This window comes from Vreelandella venusta, assembly GCF_015689495.1.
GTDB classification, from domain to species: domain Bacteria; phylum Pseudomonadota; class Gammaproteobacteria; order Pseudomonadales; family Halomonadaceae; genus Vreelandella; species Vreelandella venusta.
In genome coordinates this window covers 781,143-797,571 of the sequence record NZ_CP065135.1, presented here as the reverse complement: position 1 = coordinate 797,571, position 16,429 = coordinate 781,143, and the positions used below count along the sequence as shown (strand labels likewise).

At 52.9% G+C, this 16,429-nt stretch carries 17 protein-coding genes and 3 tRNA genes; 3 read left to right on the top strand and 17 right to left on the bottom strand.

The features are described from left to right. Positions 1-30: 30 nt before the first annotated feature. The 5 genes from ccmE to ccmA are packed head-to-tail and all read right to left on the bottom strand — an operon-like array spanning position 31 to position 2,885. The gene (gene ccmE / locus IR195_RS03845; RefSeq protein ID WP_125745801.1) at positions 31-540 is read right to left on the bottom strand and encodes a cytochrome c maturation protein CcmE; all 510 of its coding nucleotides are present in this window, start codon (positions 538-540) and stop codon (positions 31-33) included. Continuing rightward, a complete protein-coding gene (gene ccmD / locus IR195_RS03840) occupies positions 530-763 on the bottom strand; it encodes a heme exporter protein CcmD (protein ID WP_146944521.1) in 234 nt (77 codons plus the stop codon). The genes ccmE and ccmD overlap by 11 nt, the downstream gene beginning before the upstream one ends. After that, positions 763-1,503: a heme ABC transporter permease gene (locus tag IR195_RS03835; RefSeq protein ID WP_206048783.1), complete on the bottom strand. Its 741-nt coding sequence runs from the start codon at positions 1,501-1,503 to the stop codon at positions 763-765. Before IR195_RS03835 ends, ccmD begins: the two co-directional genes overlap by 1 nt. A 14-nt stretch (positions 1,504-1,517) precedes the next feature. Beyond that, positions 1,518-2,216 (bottom strand): heme exporter protein CcmB, encoded by a 699-nt coding sequence (ccmB, locus tag IR195_RS03830; protein ID WP_172422509.1) that lies wholly within the window; start codon positions 2,214-2,216, stop codon positions 1,518-1,520. A 48-nt stretch (positions 2,217-2,264) separates the two neighbouring features. After that, the gene (gene ccmA / locus IR195_RS03825) at positions 2,265-2,885 is read right to left on the bottom strand and encodes a cytochrome c biogenesis heme-transporting ATPase CcmA (RefSeq protein ID WP_125745794.1); all 621 of its coding nucleotides are present in this window, start codon (positions 2,883-2,885) and stop codon (positions 2,265-2,267) included. A 259-nt stretch (positions 2,886-3,144) separates the two neighbouring features. On the opposite strand from ccmA, the gene IR195_RS03820 reads away from it, so the two are divergent. Then, the gene (locus IR195_RS03820; protein WP_206048782.1) at positions 3,145-3,543 is read left to right on the top strand and encodes a LexA family protein; all 399 of its coding nucleotides are present in this window, start codon (positions 3,145-3,147) and stop codon (positions 3,541-3,543) included. Positions 3,544-3,570: 27 nt separating this feature from the next. After that, entirely contained in the window at positions 3,571-4,197 is a 627-nt protein-coding gene (locus IR195_RS03815; RefSeq protein ID WP_206048781.1) for an IMPACT family protein, read from the top strand. 114 nt (positions 4,198-4,311) lie between these two features. On the opposite strand, the gene IR195_RS03810 is transcribed toward IR195_RS03815, so the two are convergent. The 3 genes from IR195_RS03810 to IR195_RS03800 form a co-directional block, all read right to left on the bottom strand. After that, complete coding sequence (locus IR195_RS03810) at positions 4,312-5,634, bottom strand: sodium ion-translocating decarboxylase subunit beta (RefSeq protein WP_125745788.1); 1,323 nt, start codon at positions 5,632-5,634, stop codon at positions 4,312-4,314. Between the two features lie 12 nt (positions 5,635-5,646). Then, entirely contained in the window at positions 5,647-7,461 is a 1,815-nt protein-coding gene (gene oadA, locus IR195_RS03805; RefSeq protein WP_206048780.1) for a sodium-extruding oxaloacetate decarboxylase subunit alpha, read from the bottom strand. Between the two features lie 93 nt (positions 7,462-7,554). Further along, on the bottom strand, positions 7,555-7,812 hold the full coding sequence (locus tag IR195_RS03800; RefSeq protein ID WP_125745784.1) for an OadG family protein: 258 nt from the start codon (positions 7,810-7,812) through the stop codon (positions 7,555-7,557). Between the two features lie 127 nt (positions 7,813-7,939). Here IR195_RS03800 and IR195_RS03795 point away from each other — a divergent pair, with 127 nt between their 5' ends. Next, positions 7,940-8,938: a tRNA dihydrouridine synthase gene (locus tag IR195_RS03795; protein WP_241006790.1), complete on the top strand. Its 999-nt coding sequence runs from the start codon at positions 7,940-7,942 to the stop codon at positions 8,936-8,938. Positions 8,939-9,073: 135 nt separating this feature from the next. Here the strand turns inward: IR195_RS03795 and IR195_RS03790 are convergent. From IR195_RS03790 to IR195_RS03750, 9 genes are all read right to left on the bottom strand, one after another. Beyond that, positions 9,074-9,150, bottom strand: a tRNA-Arg gene (locus IR195_RS03790). Between the two features lie 68 nt (positions 9,151-9,218). Then, positions 9,219-9,295: transfer RNA gene (locus IR195_RS03785), tRNA-Arg, on the bottom strand. 29 nt (positions 9,296-9,324) lie between these two features. Then, positions 9,325-9,417, bottom strand: a tRNA-Ser gene (locus tag IR195_RS03780). A gap of 125 nt (positions 9,418-9,542) precedes the next feature. Further along, positions 9,543-9,731 carry a carbon storage regulator CsrA gene (csrA, locus tag IR195_RS03775; RefSeq protein WP_009722197.1) on the bottom strand — a complete coding sequence of 63 codons (189 nt, stop codon included), beginning with the start codon at positions 9,729-9,731 and terminating at the stop codon, positions 9,543-9,545. Between the two features lie 192 nt (positions 9,732-9,923). Further along, complete coding sequence (locus IR195_RS03770; protein ID WP_125745782.1) at positions 9,924-11,174, bottom strand: aspartate kinase; 1,251 nt, start codon at positions 11,172-11,174, stop codon at positions 9,924-9,926. 97 nt (positions 11,175-11,271) lie between these two features. After that, positions 11,272-13,881, bottom strand: a complete 2,610-nt coding sequence (alaS, locus tag IR195_RS03765; protein ID WP_206048779.1) for an alanine--tRNA ligase — start codon at positions 13,879-13,881, stop codon at positions 11,272-11,274. A gap of 169 nt (positions 13,882-14,050) precedes the next feature. Beyond that, complete coding sequence (locus tag IR195_RS03760; protein WP_125745779.1) at positions 14,051-14,512, bottom strand: regulatory protein RecX; 462 nt, start codon at positions 14,510-14,512, stop codon at positions 14,051-14,053. Positions 14,513-14,528: 16 nt separating this feature from the next. Beyond that, on the bottom strand, positions 14,529-15,077 hold the full coding sequence (gene rfbC / locus IR195_RS03755) for a dTDP-4-dehydrorhamnose 3,5-epimerase (RefSeq protein WP_206048778.1): 549 nt from the start codon (positions 15,075-15,077) through the stop codon (positions 14,529-14,531). Positions 15,078-15,080: 3 nt separating this feature from the next. Beyond that, entirely contained in the window at positions 15,081-16,427 is a 1,347-nt protein-coding gene (locus tag IR195_RS03750; protein WP_206048777.1) for an NAD(P)H-dependent oxidoreductase, read from the bottom strand. Positions 16,428-16,429: the final 2 nt, after the last annotated feature.

Sequence of the window (16,429 nt, the reverse complement as noted above, 5' to 3'; positions counted from 1 at the left end):
GTATCACCGTCTGCTTGACACGATAAGACATTAGTAATCGCTTGCTTGGGGGGTGCCTTCCTGTTCCAAACGTTTACCCACCTCTGCCGCTTTTGCCTGATAATCTGCCGGGGAGTAGCCTGCATCTTCTAATGCTTGCGCCACTTCAGGCGGCATATAGTTTTCATCGTGGCGAGCTAAGACTTTATCAGCATATAAGCGCCCATCTGCCTGAAGCTCTCCTACCACGACCACCCCCTGCCCCTCACGGAACAGATCCGGCAAAATTCCGCTGTAGTAGACTTCCAAGTCCTCGACGTAATCCGTCACGGTAAACTCAACATCAAGACTGGCAGGGTCACGCGATACCGATCCCTCTTTAACCATTCCGCCCGCGCGAATCTGGCGCTCCATGGGTGCATCGCCCTGAGCAATTTGTACCGGGCTAAAAAATAAATTGATATTGGAGCGCAGCGCATACAGTGTCAGTCCCACCGCTATCGCGGTTAATGAAACCAACCCTAAAATGACGAACAGCTTCTGTTTACGTTTAGGCGTCATTACGAACGTCCCTTTGAGCAGAGTTAACTGGTGTTTGCGCAGCCTGGGGCTGGGCGTTTTGGCGGCGCACACGGCGCTTTACACCTTTCAGCAGCTGACTGCGCTCAAGGCGCGCATGCCAAACGATCACCAGCATCAACAACGCAGTAATGCCCCAAGCAGCCCATACATAAAGCCCGTGGCCACCCATGGCAAAAAATTCATTAAGTGAGGAAAAAGCCATTATCTCACCTCCTCTACTAGCTCTTGCACCCAGCGCTTATTGGTTTCACGGCGCAGTATTTCACTGCGCGTACGCATCAGGGTTAACGCTATAAAAAAGCAGTAGAAGCCGAGCACCATAATGAGCAGCGGTGCCCACATTTCCATAGGCATTGCCGAACGTCCGGTAATCGTAAACGAGGCAGGCTGGTGCAGGGTGTACCACCACTCCACCGAATATTTGATGATCGGAATATTAATCACGCCCACCATTGCTAGCACTGAGGCTGCACGTGATCCACTATCGCGACTACTGAAAGCACCGCGCAGTGCAATGACCCCTAAATACAAAAACAGCAAAATCAGCATGGACGTTAAGCGCGCGTCCCACATCCACCAGGTTCCCCAGGTGGGCACCCCCCATACTGCGCCTGAAAAAAGCGCTACAAAGGTCATCGCAGCACCTAATGGTGCCATCACGGTGGCCGCCATATCGGCTACTTTAATTTTCCAGACCATATATACCAAGCCTGAAACAGCCATCGAGACAAAAATGGATTGCGCCAAGAAAGCGGCAGGAACGTGGACATAGATAATCCGAAAGCTATTGCCCTGCTGGTAATCCGCCGGAGCAAAGGCTAGTCCCCAAACGCTGCCCAGCAGCAACAGTAACACCGCCGCTGTCCAGAACCAGGGCTGAAGCTTGGCGCTAATCGCATAGAACCACTTGGGTGATCTCAGTTTATTTATAAAGGCCCACATGGTGTTTTTGTCCTTTAACCGTTGATGCTGATGCGTAGCGAGGCGGCAATAGCCCAAGGTGCTAGCATTAACGAAATCGCTAAAAGTGCGCCCAAAATAGCCAGATGCGCCGCGATACCATCGCCTAAAATAGCAGCCTGCACAGCGCCGGCACCAAAAATAAGCACCGGGATATAGAGCGGCAACACCAGCAGTGACAGCAATACACCGCCTCGCGCCAACCCAACGGTCAGCGCGGCGCCAATGGCACCAATCAAGCTGAGGCTTGCGGTTCCCAATGCCAGCGACAGCGCTAAAACCATGTAGCTACCGGCAGGAAGAGCCAACATGATACCTAAAATTGGTGCCATGAGTGCTAAAGGCAGACCTGTCAGCAGCCAGTGAACGGCAACTTTTGCAAGGCTGAGCGCCGCCAACGGCTGAGGGGCTAACAGCAGCTGCTCCAAACTGCCGTCGTCGTAGTCACTCCGGAACAGGCTATCCAGGGAAAGCAGCGCCGCTAGTAATGCCGCCACCCACAGCAACCCTGGCGCTATTTCTGCTAGTAACTGGGGATCAGGTGAAATGCCAATCGGAAAGAGCGTTATCACCAAGGCAAAGAACACCAATGGATTAAGCACTTCACCACGACGACGTAGCAAAAGCGTTAGATCTCGCTTAAAGGTGGCACTAATGGCAACCATGAGCCCACCGGAAGGCGCATGCATCGACATTTCTGGGATGCCTGTCGTGGCGTGTGAGCTTGGCAACGCTGTCTCCTTCTACCCCAGTTGAACGCGCCTAAGCACGGATGATGCGGTTAATTCATGATGTGTTGTCACTAATACACAGCCGCCCGCGTTGGCATGTGCAACAAGCTGCGCTTCTAATGCTGCCACTCCGTGGCGATCAATGGCTGTAAAAGGTTCATCCAGGACCCACAATGCCCGTTTAGTAAGCGTCAGCCTTGCAAGAGCAATTCGCCGCTGCTGCCCTGCGGAAAGCTGGCCTGCGGGCACATCCTCAAAGCCACAAAGCCCAACCTGTGCCAGCGCTTCTTCACGCTGGTAATCGTCGCCTTTCTCGCCGCTTAGCGCTTGGTACCACGCCAAGTTTTCCAACGGAGAAAGACCCGCTTTTATACCAGGGGCATGCCCTAAATAGAGTAGATTGGCGAGAAAATGTTCACGCACCTCGCGCATCGAGTCGCCATTCCAATAAATGTCGCCATGGTAGTCGCTCAATTGGCCTGAGAGAATTTTCAACAGTGTCGTTTTTCCGCTCCCGTTAGGGCCTTCAATGCGCACTATTTCGCCACGTTGAATATCAAGATCTAACCCCTCAAACAGCCAACGGTCATCGCGTTCACAGGCTAGCTGTCGGGCTTGTAGGCAGAGGCTCAAGAATATCTCCAGGCACGTAGATTTTGCGTCGAACTCTACACGGAAAGCCCCTTTCTCGCCAGTCGCTCTATGCGGTCTGGGGTCGCATCACATTTCAACCAATCTTCGCTTAAGAACAATAGACTCTGCAGAGCACTAGCACTGTATGCAAAAACAGGTCTATACTACAAACACTGTATGAAAAAACACTACCGATTATAAACACAGCAATCTGCTCAATTACACGCCTAGGGAGCGGGCGCTGCATTGGAGAAAACTCATGACGATGACAATGCCAACACCCCTGAACATCACTCAACATACGCTACCTCAAACAGCGCCGAATACAGCACGCCCTGCTTATTCGCCCCCCCGTGTCACACGACGCAATACATATGCGCTACGCGTGCGCGGCAACAGAATGCGTGAATGCAACCTATTCGATGGTGATGTCATTATTATTCGCCGCTATCAGCAAGGCAGCCATCAAGAAACCGCTATTGCGACGATCAACCAGCGAGAAGTTGCCCTAAGACAACTTTCAATTAGTCGGCTTGGCGTTCACTTATGGCCCGAAGATGCAGCTATGCCTGCCGTCTTCCTGCATAATTGTGATATTCAAGTGCTGGGAATGGTGATGGGCGTCGGGCATGGCGCTAGCAACACTCAGCACCACTAATTGGCCACCCGCTTTAGGGAGCATCGATTGCGTTACCGAGTTCCAGACCTAGCACCCGCCACATGGCATACCGCTGAAATTGAGGTTGAAAAAAGTCGCTTCCTCACTTGGATATGCCATGCCCCCAACACTGGCGACTATCATACGATGTTGCAGGCGGCAAAAGCCGCTCATCCCAATGCAAGCCATCACTGCACCGCCTTTATTGCTGGTCCACCAGGAGAGCAAACACACATAGGGTTCTCTGATGATGGCGAACCTGGCGGCACAGCAGGTAGGCCCATGTATCAAGCCTTGCTCGGTAGCCAGATGGGCGAAATAGGTTGCGTGGTGATTCGTTACTTTGGCGGCACCAAGTTGGGCACTGGTGGGCTTGCCCGGGCTTACGCACAGGCGGTTAATGCCGGGATTGAAAGATTACCTACACGCGAAGTCGTCGAACGAGATAGCTACTTGCTACGTGTCAACTTCGCCCATGAAGCAGTCGCGCGCGCCTGGTGTGATGAGCAGAAAATTCCCATCCAACAGGCAGAGTACGATGGCAGCGGCGTATGCCTCACGATTGGCTGGCCAAAAGATGAGCCACTAAATTTTACTACGCTTGAAAATCGTCTCAAGACAGCACTCGATATGCAAAAAGTGCCGCCACCATAAGATCATTACTATCTCTAATAAAAAACGCGACTTACGCGAGCAGTTGCTCGGTAAGCCGCGTTTAAGATACCCGCCATTACCCAGACTTACTATGCAATGGCAGTACTAGTGGGTTTAGCCTAAATATTTAATCATCACACCCGCCGCAACGGCTGAACCGATAACACCGGCTACATTAGGGCCCATAGCGTGCATCAGCAGGAAGTTATGCGGATTTGATTCCAAGCCAACCTTATTAGCCACTCGCGCAGCCATCGGCACTGCCGAAACACCCGCGGCACCAATCAGCGGATTAATCGGCATTTTGCTGACCAAGTTCATCAACTTCGCCATCAACACGCCTGCGGCCGTGCCAATACCAAACGCCACAATACCCAAGCCCAGGATACCCAGCGTTTCGAATGCCAGAAAGCTGTCTGCCATCAGCTTGGAACCTACCGATAGCCCTAAGATAATCGTCACGATATTGATCAGAGCATTTTGCGCAGTATCCGATAAGCGCTCAACGACACCACACTCACGCATCAAATTACCAAAGCAGAACATTCCTAACAGCGGCGCTGCATCAGGTAGGAAAAGCGCAACGGCAATCAACAACATCAGCGGGAAAACGATCTTTTCCAGCTTAGATACCGGACGCAGCTGCGTCATCTTAATTTGACGCTCTTTCTGAGTGGTCAGCAAGCGCATAATCGGCGGCTGAATCAGCGGCACCAGCGCCATGTAGGCGTAGGCCGCCACCGCGATAGCGCCCAACAGCTCAGGAGCCAATACGCTTGATACATAAATAGACGTTGGGCCATCAGCGCCGCCAATAATACCAATGGCGGCTGCTTGATTTAGCGAAAAGTCCATCACCCCCAGCGAGGTAAGCACTACCGCACCAAACAGCGTGGCAAAAATGCCAAACTGAGCAGCCGCGCCTAAAAAGAGCGTCCGCGGGTTAGCCAGTAACGGGCCAAAGTCGGTCATGGCTCCTACGCCCATAAAGATAATCAGTGGCGCAATACCAGAGGCAATCGCTACTTTATAAAAGTTATAGAGCATCCCATCGCTATAGCCCACGCCAACCGCAATATCCTTTGCCGCACGCAATTGATCGGGAGCTGCTGCGTCGTGGGCAATCGCTTTAAGTAACTCTCGCCAAGCTTCCACACCACTTGATGGATCAAGGGTAGCACCCAGTGCGGAAGCGATCTGTTGCAGCACAGCAGGTTTTGCTACCTCGATCGCTTGGTCGAGCGCTGAGATTGCCAAGCCTGCTTCCGGGATATTCGCCAGAATACCGCCAAACCCAATTGGCACCAGCAGCAACGGCTCAAACTTCTTGTGAATGGCAAGATAGAGCAGCCCAAGCCCTACCAAAATCATGGCCGCCTGACCAAGCTCAAGGTTATAAAGCCCCGAGCCCTCCCATAAGGTAATTAGTTTTTCCATTGCCAAATGCCCTTAAAGCTCGATCAGCGAATCGCCGACGGCGACGCTGTCACCCTCGCTGACATTAACTTTCGAAACGGTACCAGAGCTACTGGCGCGCACTTCGGTTTCCATTTTCATGGCTTCCAAAATAATCACTACATCGCCATCCGCTACTTGATCGCCCGGGCGCACATTGACCTTGAAGATATTGCCAGCCAGCGGCGCATCAATGCTTTCTCCACTAGGCGCGGTCACTTCCTCTTTAGGTGCATTAGCACTCACTGCCGTCTGCTCTTGCACCGCCCCTATCTCGCCACCTTCAGACACTTCCACTACAAATGCTTTGCCATTGAGCTTAACGGTATAGGTTTCCGGGCCACTAGAAGCCACTGGCGCTTTGCTTTCGGCTTTTGCCGGCACGTTAGCGCTTTTCGCCTCAGCTGCTTGGGGAGCGGGCTCGAAGGCATCCGGGTTGTCACGGTTTTTAAGGAATTTCAGTCCAATTTGCGGGAATAGTGCATAGGTCAGCACGTCGTCTATTGCCTGCTCGCCGCTGGCAATACGGATGCCATCAGCACTCGCTTTTTCGTTAAGCTCAGTCGTAAGTCGGTCCATTTCTGGCGACAGGTTATCTGCCGGACGACAGGTGATCGGCTCGCCACCTTCGAGCACGCGTTTTTGCAGCTCTGCATTAAACGGCGCGGGCGCGGAGCCGTACTCACCTTTGAGCAGCGCCTGAACTTCTTTGGAGATGGACTTGTAACGCTCGCCCATCATCACGTTCATCACAGCTTGAGTACCCACAATCTGGGAGGTCGGCGTCACCAGAGGGATAAAGCCAAGGTCTTCGCGTACCCGGGGAATTTCATTCAGCACATCGTCAAGTTTATCGCCAGCGCCCTGCTCTTTAAGCTGGCCTTCCATGTTGGTGAGCATGCCACCAGGCACCTGAGCAATCAAAATGCGTGAGTCGATACCGCGCAACGAGCCTTCAAACGCCGCATACTTTTTACGTACTTCACGGAAATAGCTGGCAATGTCTTCCAACAACTCCAGATCAAGACCGGTATCACGATCGGTATCTTTTAGCATGGCCACGACGGATTCAGTCGGACTGTGACCATAAGTCATGGACATGGAAGAGATTGCAGTATCGACATTGTCGACGCCTGCCTCGACGGCTTTCAAAATTGTCGAGGTCGACAACCCGGTAGTCGCATGACAATGCAAGTGAACGGGAATAGATAGCTCTTTTTTCAACCGCGTGACAAGATCATAGGCAATATAAGGCGTCAGAAGCCCCGCCATATCCTTGATAGCCAGTGAGTCAGCGCCCATTGCGGCAATGGTTTTAGCGAGCTCTACCCAGCTATCCAGGGTATGTACCGGGCTAACCGTATAAGAGATGGTGCCTTGCGCATGTCCACCTACTTGGCGAACCGCCTTGATAGCACGCTCAAGATTGCGCGGGTCATTCATCGCGTCAAACACGCGGAACACATCAACCCCGTTGGTCTTGGCGCGCTCGACAAACTTATCAACCACGTCATCGGCGTAGTGGCGATAACCTAATAAGTTTTGGCCACGTAACAACATCGCTTGAGGTGTATTCGGCATCGCTTCTTTCAGTGCCCGAATACGCTCCCACGGGTCTTCACCCAAATAACGAATGCATGAATCAAACGTTGCTCCGCCCCAGGTCTCTAATGACCAATAGCCGACATTGTCGAGTTTTTCGGCAATCGGTAGCATGTCATCAAGACGCAAACGGGTGGCAAACAGCGATTGATGGGCATCGCGAAGAACAACATCAGTGATCCCCAGAGGACGTTTTGTTTCATTCATGGTCGTGGCTCACAATTTTTACGTTATGGATTTGTAGTAAATTTAACAAAACAAATAGTAATCGAGCGGTAGGATAACTACAAAAATAGGGCCTTACTTACGCCGCGAAGAACGATAACGGTGCACTGCAGCACTAATCACTGCCTTGACTTCATCATCCTGGCCTTTCGGTGCAGATGGTTTTGCATTATTTCGACCGCTCGGTGCTGCTACAGGGGCAGGCTGGAAACGGCCAATCAATTTCGACATTAGCGTAACGCTAATTACCAAAACCGTAAGAAAAACAAAAACAAAACCCATACCCAACCCCATAAGGGCAAGCCCCTCTTGGAGCAACTCTGACTCTTGCATACCGCATCCCCCCTCTTTCAAATGCTTCTCGGCACACCAATAGCCTCTAAAGGCGCTTGGCGCAGTGAGGCTAATACACTAACCTGCCACATCCAGGATAGATTGCAATCGCGCCATAGTGGAAGTCATGGTTGTTAATTTACTACATAAAGGCAGGATAGGCCTAGCGCCTATGGAAGGTGTCATCGACGCCTTAACGCGTGATTTACTGACTCAGCAGGCAGGTTTTGACTGGGCAGTGACTGAGTTTGTCAGGGTGGTCGACACACGACTCCCCCCTCGCGTGTTCTATAAACATTGCCCCGAACTGTCAGCAGGCAGCGTCGCCACTCCTAGCGGCGTTCCCGTGCATTTGCAGCTTTTGGGATCAGACCCCTTGGCGCTAGCCAGCAATGCGCAACAGGCACGCTCTCTGGGCGCCATCAGCGTTGATCTTAACTTTGGCTGTCCGGCAAAACTAGTCAACCGCCACGACGGTGGCGCATCGCTGCTTCGCCAGCCTGAGCGCGTCTATCGTGCCGTAAAAGCGGTCGCCGAAGCCCTGAACGGCGAAATCCCAGTAACAGCCAAAATTCGCCTTGGCTTTTCTGATCGTCGCCTAGCAGTCGCTTGCGCCCAGGCCACAGAAGCTGGCGGCGCTGCACAACTGGTTGTCCATGGCCGCACACGAGATGAAGGCTATCGCCCACCTGCGCACTGGGAGTGGATTGGCAAAGTTCGCCATCAAGTATCGATCCCTGTCGTTGCAAACGGCGATATTTGGACATTAGAGGACTACTGGAAGGCTCGCACGCTATCTGGCTGCGAGGATGTCATGCTTGGCCGTAGCGCCCTTTCAGACCCATGGCTTGCAGCTCGCATACGTCACTGGCAGCGCACCGGAGAGCGCCTCCCCGACACCACCTGGACAATGCGTGCCAATGTGCTGAAGCGGTACGCCGACTTACAGCGGCGACAACTACCAGACCGAGTAGTGGTATCACTCGTCAAGCAGTGGCTAGCACAAATGCGCCAAGGCAATAGCGAAGCTAATCAACACTTTCATCGCCTGAAGCGCCTTACGGACCTCGACACTCTGCTCAACAACCTGGCTCCTAGCGCAGCACTTTGCTGCGAGCCCGCATAAAGTCGCTTTCGAGATTAGATTAAAAAAAGCGCCCTTTGCTTGCACATAAGGGCGCTTTAAATGATCGCAGGACCAAATCATGGTCAAACTAGCAATAAAAAACCCGCTTTCAATAGAAAGCGGGTTTTTCGAATTTGGCGCGCCCGGGAGGATTCGAACCTCCGACCCCCTGATTCGTAGTCAGGTACTCTATCCAGCTGAGCTACGGGCGCTTAACAGTTTTTAACATCGTTTTCGCGAACAAAAACATAGTAACATCAATTGCTTACTCATTTCAAGTTGGCGCGCCCGGGAGGATTCGAACCTCCGACCCCCTGATTCGTAGTCAGGTACTCTATCCAGCTGAGCTACGGGCGCTTATCCAAATTGATGTTACTTTATGCAGTTGGCGGAGAGAGAGGGATTCGAACCCTCGATAGGGCTATAAACCCTATACTCCCTTAGCAGGGGAGCGCCTTCAGCCACTCGGCCACCTCTCCTTAACGGCACGGCGCGAATATTACCGATTCTGATGGTAGCTGTCCAGCCCTATGCCGATTTTTTTTCGCACCGCCCCGTAGTTACCGCTTAAACGCCCAGTAGTAGACGCAACACGGATAACCATTTACTCAGATTCACTTTCGCTGTTGCGTTCACGCTGAATGCGCTGGTAAATCTCTTCACGGTGAACCGCGACGTCTTTTGGCGCGTTGACACCAATACGTACTTGATTCCCCTTCACACCTAACACTGTAACGGTGATCTCATCACCTATCATCAGTGTTTCGCCGACACGGCGGGTTAGGATGAGCATGGCTGATCTCCTTCTCAGACGTTTTATACAACGGGATGTGTCCGCTCGAAGCGGCACCACTTTATTATGCGGCATGGTGCCGCCGCCACCAATGGCTCAAGCTCCTATGACACCTTAACCTCCCGTTGAAAGAAAGCTCACCACCACACGGCAGCAAGTACCCTTCAGCGTAGAAGGTTTAGTGCGCAATTGTTATTCGGATTCGATATCAGCTTTATCTAAACCGAATGCCTTGTGTAGGGCATTAACCGCAAGTTCCATATGCTTTTCATCAATAACGACGGAAATTTTAATTTCCGACGTGGAAACCATACGGATATTGACGTTTTCGTCGGCCAAAACACGGAACATTTTAGAGGCAACACCGGCGTGAGAGCGCATACCAACACCCACTAGCGATACTTTGGCAATATTGTCATCGCCACGCAGCTCACCACCACCCAAATCAGGAATTACCGTCTCTTCAAGCAACCTTTTGGTCGCTTTGTAATCACCTTTGGCAACGGTAAAGGTGAAGTCAGTGTAATCCCCAGCAGGTGCCACGTTTTGCACAATCATATCGACTTCGATATTGGCATCGGCAATAGGACCAAGAATACGCGACGCGACACCTGGCACATCAGGCGTATTCAAAAGGGTTAATTTGGCTTCATTTTTAGTAAAAGCGATACCGGAGATTAGCGGTTCTTCCATAGCGTCCTCGTCTTGGTCTGCGTCTGCAACAATTAGGGTGCCGGGGCCGTCTTCAAAGCTCGACAGCACGCGAAGTGGTACGTTGTACTTACCCGCAAATTCGACGGCGCGAATCTGTAGCACTTTGGAGCCCAGGCTTGCGAGTTCAAGCATCTCCTCTACGGTAATAGTCTCAAGGCGCTGAGCCTTGGAACACACGCGAGGGTCTGTGGTGTAAACACCATCAACATCGGTGTATATCTGACACTCATCAGCACCCAGTGCTGCTGCAAGCGCAACGCCCGTTGTATCAGAACCACCACGCCCAAGCGTCGTAATATTGCCGTCTTCATCGACGCCCTGGAAACCAGCCACAACGACCACTTTGCCTGTATCAAGATCAGCTTTTAGATCATCGGTTTCAATACGCCGAATACGCGCCTTGGTGTGGGCGCTATCGGTGTGAATGCCGACTTGGGCACCCGTATGAGAAGTAGCTGAAACACCTATCTGCTGAAGTGCCATTGCCAGCAGTGAAATGGTCACCTGCTCGCCCGTCGAGAGCAGCATATCCATTTCACGCGGCGCTGGGTCATCATTGATTGCGTTTGCCATGTCCGTCAGGCGGTTGGTCTCTCCGCTCATCGCGGACACCACCACTACCACTTGGTGGCCTTGTTCGCGAAAGCCTTTAACCTTTTCCGCCACGGCCTTGATACGGTCGACAGAGCCCACAGAGGTACCGCCGAACTTCTGTACGTATAATGCCATATGCCGTTTTTTCCTATAGGTTCGGGAATGGAGAGTGAGTATTGTTATTGCTATTTAACAAAAAGCCGGTAGCAAATAGTGCCACCGGCCTTTGTAATTAGCTAAGCGTATTTTCCAGCCAAGCCGGCACGCTGCTTAATGCTGCTGGCAAGGCATCGGGTAAACTTCCACCCGCTTGAGCCATATCCGGGCGACCACCACCTTTGCCGCCCACTTGCGAAGCGACATGATTGACTAATTCACCCGCTTTTACGCGGCCAGTTAAGTCTTGGGTAACCCCAGCAATCAGGCTCACCTTACCTGCCGCCGTATCCGCAACTCCCAGCAGGATAACGCCTGAGCCAAGCTTGTTTTTCAATTGGTCAAGCACGCCACGCAACTCTTTACCGGACACCCCCTCAAGCTGAGTGGCCAGTAACTTAACGCCGTTGATTTCTTGCACTTGGCTAAGCATGTCGCTGCCCGCAGCGCTTGCCAGCTTCGCTTTAAGTTGCTCAAGCTCTTTTTCTAGCGCGCGGTTACGCTCAACCAGCGAATCAACTCGAGCTTCCACTTGCTCGGGTTTGGTTTTTAGTCGTTCGCCAAGTCGCTGAACACGAGCTTCCTGCTCACGGAAGTAAGCCAGCGCGTTTTCACCGGTAATCGCTTCAATACGACGCACGCCAGAAGCGATACCCACTTCGCTCACCACATGGCAACAACCAATGTCGCCACTGCGGTTCACGTGAGTACCACCACACAGCTCGATAGAGAAGTCGTCAGCACCAATGGTCAGCACCCGTACGCTATCGGCATACTTAGCTTCAAATAGCGCGGCCGCCCCTTTTGCCTTTGCCTCTGCGAGACTCATCTGCTCAGTTTTGGTCGGCGCATTCGCTAAGATCTGCTCATTTACCAGCCGTTCTACTTCCGCTAATTGCTCTGCGGTCATCGGCTCGAAGTGGCTAAAGTCAAAGCGCAGGCGCTCTGCATTAACCAGCGAGCCTTTCTGCTGAACGTGGTCACCCAGCACCATACGCAGTGCTTTATGCAGCAAGTGAGTCGCCGAGTGATTACGGATGGTGGCACCACGCAAACTGGCATCCACCTCGCCTCGCACGTTAGCGCCGACGCTCAGCGAGCCATCGACCATAATCCCTTGGTGAAGGTGGTGGCCACTCTGCTTCTGCGTGTCGGTCACCTGGAAACGACCGCCATCAACGTATAAGTAGCCGGTATCCCCCACCTGACCGCCCGACTCACCATAGAATGGCGTACGGTCTAGTACAACGGTGCCTTTTTGACCAGCTTCCAGGGCCGCTAACGCATTACCTTCGCTATCCACGATAGCAGTAACCGTCGCTTGGTCGGCCAGATGGTCGTAACCGGTAAACTGGGTTTCACCCTCTAGATCAATAGCAGCGCTGTAGTCAGCGCCAAACTGACTGGCCGCACGCGCACGTTCACGCTGCGCTTCTAACTCGCGCTGGAAGCCGGCTTCATCCAATGTGACTTCGCGTTCACGGCATACATCCGCCGTCAGGTCGAAGGGGAAACCGTAGGTGTCATAAAGCTTAAAGACGGTTTCGCCGGGCAGTACGTCGCCTTGTAGTTCTTCAAGCGCCGCATTCAACAGCCCCATGCCATGGTCCAGCGTGCGCGCAAACTGCTCCTCTTCTTTAAGCAGCACGCGGGCAATTTGTTCACTCGCTTCACGCAATTCAGGATAGGCGTCGCCCATCTCAGTATCTAGTGCGGTTACCAGCTTGTGGAAAAACGGCTCGGAAGCTCCCAGTTTATGCCCGTGGCGAATCGCACGGCGAATAATCCGACGTAGCACATAGCCGCGCCCTTCGTTGGAAGGCAGAACGCCGTCTGCAATCAAGAAGGCACAGGAGCGAATATGGTCGGCAATCACGCGCAATGAAGGCGTAGTAGTGTCACCATGACCTGTCGCTTCAGCAGCCGCTTTCAGCAGGTTTTGGAACAGGTCGATCTCGTAGTTGGAGTGAACGCCCTGCATAACGGCAGCCACCCGCTCCAAGCCCATTCCCGTATCGATGGAAGGCTTAGGCAGCGGATTCAATGTTCCTGCGGCATCGCGATCGAACTGCATGAACACCAAGTTCCAGATTTCGATGTAGCGATCGCCATCCTCTTCAGGGCTGCCAGGCGGGCCGCCCCATACTTCAGGACCATGATCAAAAAAGATTTCAGAGCTGGGGCCACAAGGACCGGTGTCCCCCATTTGCCAGAAATTATCTTCATCAAGCTTTGAGAAACGTTCAGGGTCAATGCCGATCTCATCTTTCCAGATACGCTCTGCTTCGTCGTCACTGATATGCACCGTTACCCAGAGCTTCTCTTTGGGCAGTCCCAGGGTTTCCGTCAGAAATGTCCAGGCAAAGCGAATGGCATCACGCTTAAAGTAGTCACCAAAGCTAAAGTTACCCAGCATTTCAAAAAACGTGTGGTGACGCGCCGTGTAGCCAACGTTATCTAGATCGTTATGCTTACCGCCAGCACGCACGCAGCGCTGGGCTGACGTGGCGCGCACATAGGGTCGCGGGTCACGGCCAAGAAAAACATCTTTGAAAGGCACCATGCCTGCATTGGTGAAGAGCAGCGTCGGGTCATTGCCCGGCACTAGAGAGCTGGTGGGCACAATAGTATGCCCCTGCTTTTCAAAAAAAGATAAAAAGGCCTGTCTGATCTCTGCGCTTTTCATAGGGTATCCGTGACAAGAAAGCATGATGCCCCAGGGCGCTATCGCCGCCACCCGCTGGGGTCGCAAAAGGAGCATTATAACGCAGTTGTCAAACGACTAAAGCCGCAGTTAGCGACAGAACTAAAACAGAGGGTGAAAAAACACCCGGAGAAGGCTCGTATAAGGGGGTTTACAAGCAAGACAATGCGTAGCGGATTTGCTCAAAATTAAAGCCGCGCGTGGCGAGAAAGCGCTCGCGTTTAGCACGCTCTTTGGGAGTATCACCTGGCGAGGAAAAGCGCCTAGACAAGGTATCGTGAGCTAGCTCAAACCAATCTACGGCTTCGCGCTCTTCTACTGCGGCAAAAGCCGTCGTTAACGTTTCTTGATCTACGCCCCGCTGGCGCAGCTCCCCCTTAATACGAATACCCCCTTGTCCACGAAGAATCCGTGAACGTATAAAGCTTTCGGCAAAACGTTCATCGGACTGTAAATTTTGCTCTTCTAAGCGATCCAGGCAGGCATCAATTTCATCGGGCTGAAATGATTTTTGCTGCAACTTGCGCGCTAGCTCAGCGCGAGAGTACTCACGCCGAGACAGCATTTGAATCGCCACTTCACGCGGCGTTAACTCACTACTGGGGGGGAACATACTGTTCTCTCAACGGTTAGAAGAGTGCGTCTATTCGCTCACTGATCAATGGCCAATTGGCGTCTTTTTCGGACACGACGGTGGGCGGCAAAGGCCACTCGATCGCGAGGCGCTCATCATTATAGCGCAAACCGCTTTCAGCCTCGGGATGATAGGCCGCCGACACCAGATAACTGACTTCAACAGCGTCGCTCAGCGTCTGAAAGGAGTGCGCAAAGCCTGGCGGCACATAAAGCTGGTACCGATTGGTCTCGGTCAGCTCGAACAGTTGATGGTGCAGGTAGGTTTCGGAGTCTTCACGAATATCCACAATAACGTCAACAATGCTCCCCCGGAGGCAGCGCACCAGCTTGGCTTCCGCGTGCGGCTTTCGCTGGTAATGCAGCCCCCGCAGAGTACCTCTTTTGGCTGAGAACGAGGTATTCTGCTGTACAAAATCGCCCAGCAAACCATGGCGCTCAAACTCAGCGCGGCACATCGTTCGGGCAAAAAAGCCCCGCTCGTCACCATGAGCCTCAAGCTCTATCAGCTTGGCATCCTTGAAGTTCGTTTGATGAAATAGCATGGCTTACTCCACAGAAGTAGCGGCGGTGCCAGATAGCGGATCCAAGGCAAACATGGCTTCTTGTTCAGCATACAGACGATCGATCAAGCGCAATGGTGGAATAAGCACATCATCGAAGGTTAGTGCCGCGTCCTTTTCGACACGGCCAACCACCTGACACCCCAGCGCTAGACCGATAGGTAGTAGCCGTTCACGCCGTATCACCTCTATGTTTTCAGCCACGCCGTAGACTTCGAAGCCTCCAAGCTCCTCAATTTGATCGCCCGCATGCAAGGTTTTCTTGGCCATCGCGATCACCCCCACCCTTGGGCCACCTAAAGGAGATAAAACCGGGTCACGGAACAACACTGCTCGCGCAACGGACGTGGGCACTTCAAAATGGCAAAGGTGATAAGGCGTTGAAAAGCAGTAATACGGCCCCTCGCCCATTTTATAAAGCTCGAGATAATGCCGTTGACGGGGGTTATCAATGGCGCCCAGCACGAACACACCCGGCCCCGGCCGTGCCCCAACAACGTAATCCACCAGCCCTGGCCCTGCCGGACCCAGAGAGGATTCAAACGCCGATATCGTCTCCTCGATAGGTACCAAGGGGCCACCAGGCACGCCAGCGGAAAAATCAGGACCGAGCATGCCGCGTTGAGCAACTCGCATACCGGTTCCATTGGCGACAATCGCCTGTTCAAACGAAATTTTGGTGCCATCGGCAAAAGACGCCACCATCGCCGCCTTCTGCCCCCAGCGTTTAGCAAAACTTTCCTGGGTAGCCGGATTGCGATAAGGGTCATGCAGCCCCTTGATGTTGCCACACAGCACAGGCTTGATGCCCAGACCGGCGACGAAGCGATAGAGATTCATCTGCACGCCAGGCTGGTCGCCATCGGCAAAACTATAGATAACGCCTGCCGCATCAGCCTTCGCTTTTAAAATAGGGCCGATCGTCCCGTCGAGTTCCGCGTTCATTTGGATGACGTCTTTACCACTTTCAAGTGCCGCCAGCACAACATGTGCCGCGAACTCCAACGAGCCGGTCACCTCAATGATCGCATCCAACCCTTCCGCGCGAGCCAGAGCCACGGCATTCTCAGTAACTGCCGCTCGCCCCGCAGCAATCGCCATCTCAAGTTCCTGCTGAGTGTCGCAGGCGATTGGTTCAATATCGACTTGTTGATAGACCTTGACCGCTGCATCAAGATGACGATTGGCAATAGCGCAAAGATGCATCCCTGCTGTTGCCGTCATAATCTGCAGGCCAATCCCCTTCGCTTGGAACCCCGCCCCTATCATTCCGACTCGAATGGGGTTGCCTTGAGCCTCTCGCTTGGCAAGTGCTGTATCAACAATGATCATCG

What these genes read in the sequence shown, in the direction of transcription:
- ccmE (WP_125745801.1), bottom strand. Translation starts at nt 540, where the DNA reads ATGACGCCTAAACGTAAACAGAAGCTGTTCGTCATTTTAGGGTTGGTT.
- ccmD (WP_146944521.1), bottom strand. Translation starts at nt 763, where the DNA reads ATGGCTTTTTCCTCACTTAATGAATTTTTTGCCATGGGTGGCCACGGG.
- IR195_RS03835 (WP_206048783.1), bottom strand. Translation starts at nt 1,503, where the DNA reads ATGTGGGCCTTTATAAATAAACTGAGATCACCCAAGTGGTTCTATGCG.
- ccmB (WP_172422509.1), bottom strand. Translation starts at nt 2,216, where the DNA reads ATGTCGATGCATGCGCCTTCCGGTGGGCTCATGGTTGCCATTAGTGCC.
- IR195_RS03820 (WP_206048782.1), top strand. Translation starts at nt 3,145, where the DNA reads ATGACGATGACAATGCCAACACCCCTGAACATCACTCAACATACGCTA.
- IR195_RS03810 (WP_125745788.1), bottom strand. Translation starts at nt 5,634, where the DNA reads ATGGAAAAACTAATTACCTTATGGGAGGGCTCGGGGCTTTATAACCTT.
- oadA (WP_206048780.1), bottom strand. Translation starts at nt 7,461, where the DNA reads ATGAATGAAACAAAACGTCCTCTGGGGATCACTGATGTTGTTCTTCGC.
- IR195_RS03800 (WP_125745784.1), bottom strand. Translation starts at nt 7,812, where the DNA reads ATGCAAGAGTCAGAGTTGCTCCAAGAGGGGCTTGCCCTTATGGGGTTG.
- IR195_RS03795 (WP_241006790.1), top strand. Translation starts at nt 7,940, where the DNA reads ATGGTTGTTAATTTACTACATAAAGGCAGGATAGGCCTAGCGCCTATG.
- csrA (WP_009722197.1), bottom strand. Translation starts at nt 9,731, where the DNA reads ATGCTCATCCTAACCCGCCGTGTCGGCGAAACACTGATGATAGGTGAT.
- IR195_RS03770 (WP_125745782.1), bottom strand. Translation starts at nt 11,174, where the DNA reads ATGGCATTATACGTACAGAAGTTCGGCGGTACCTCTGTGGGCTCTGTC.
- alaS (WP_206048779.1), bottom strand. Translation starts at nt 13,881, where the DNA reads ATGAAAAGCGCAGAGATCAGACAGGCCTTTTTATCTTTTTTTGAAAAG.
- IR195_RS03760 (WP_125745779.1), bottom strand. Translation starts at nt 14,512, where the DNA reads ATGTTCCCCCCCAGTAGTGAGTTAACGCCGCGTGAAGTGGCGATTCAA.
- rfbC (WP_206048778.1), bottom strand. Translation starts at nt 15,077, where the DNA reads ATGCTATTTCATCAAACGAACTTCAAGGATGCCAAGCTGATAGAGCTT.
- IR195_RS03750 (WP_206048777.1), bottom strand. Translation starts at nt 16,427, where the DNA reads ATGATCATTGTTGATACAGCACTTGCCAAGCGAGAGGCTCAAGGCAAC.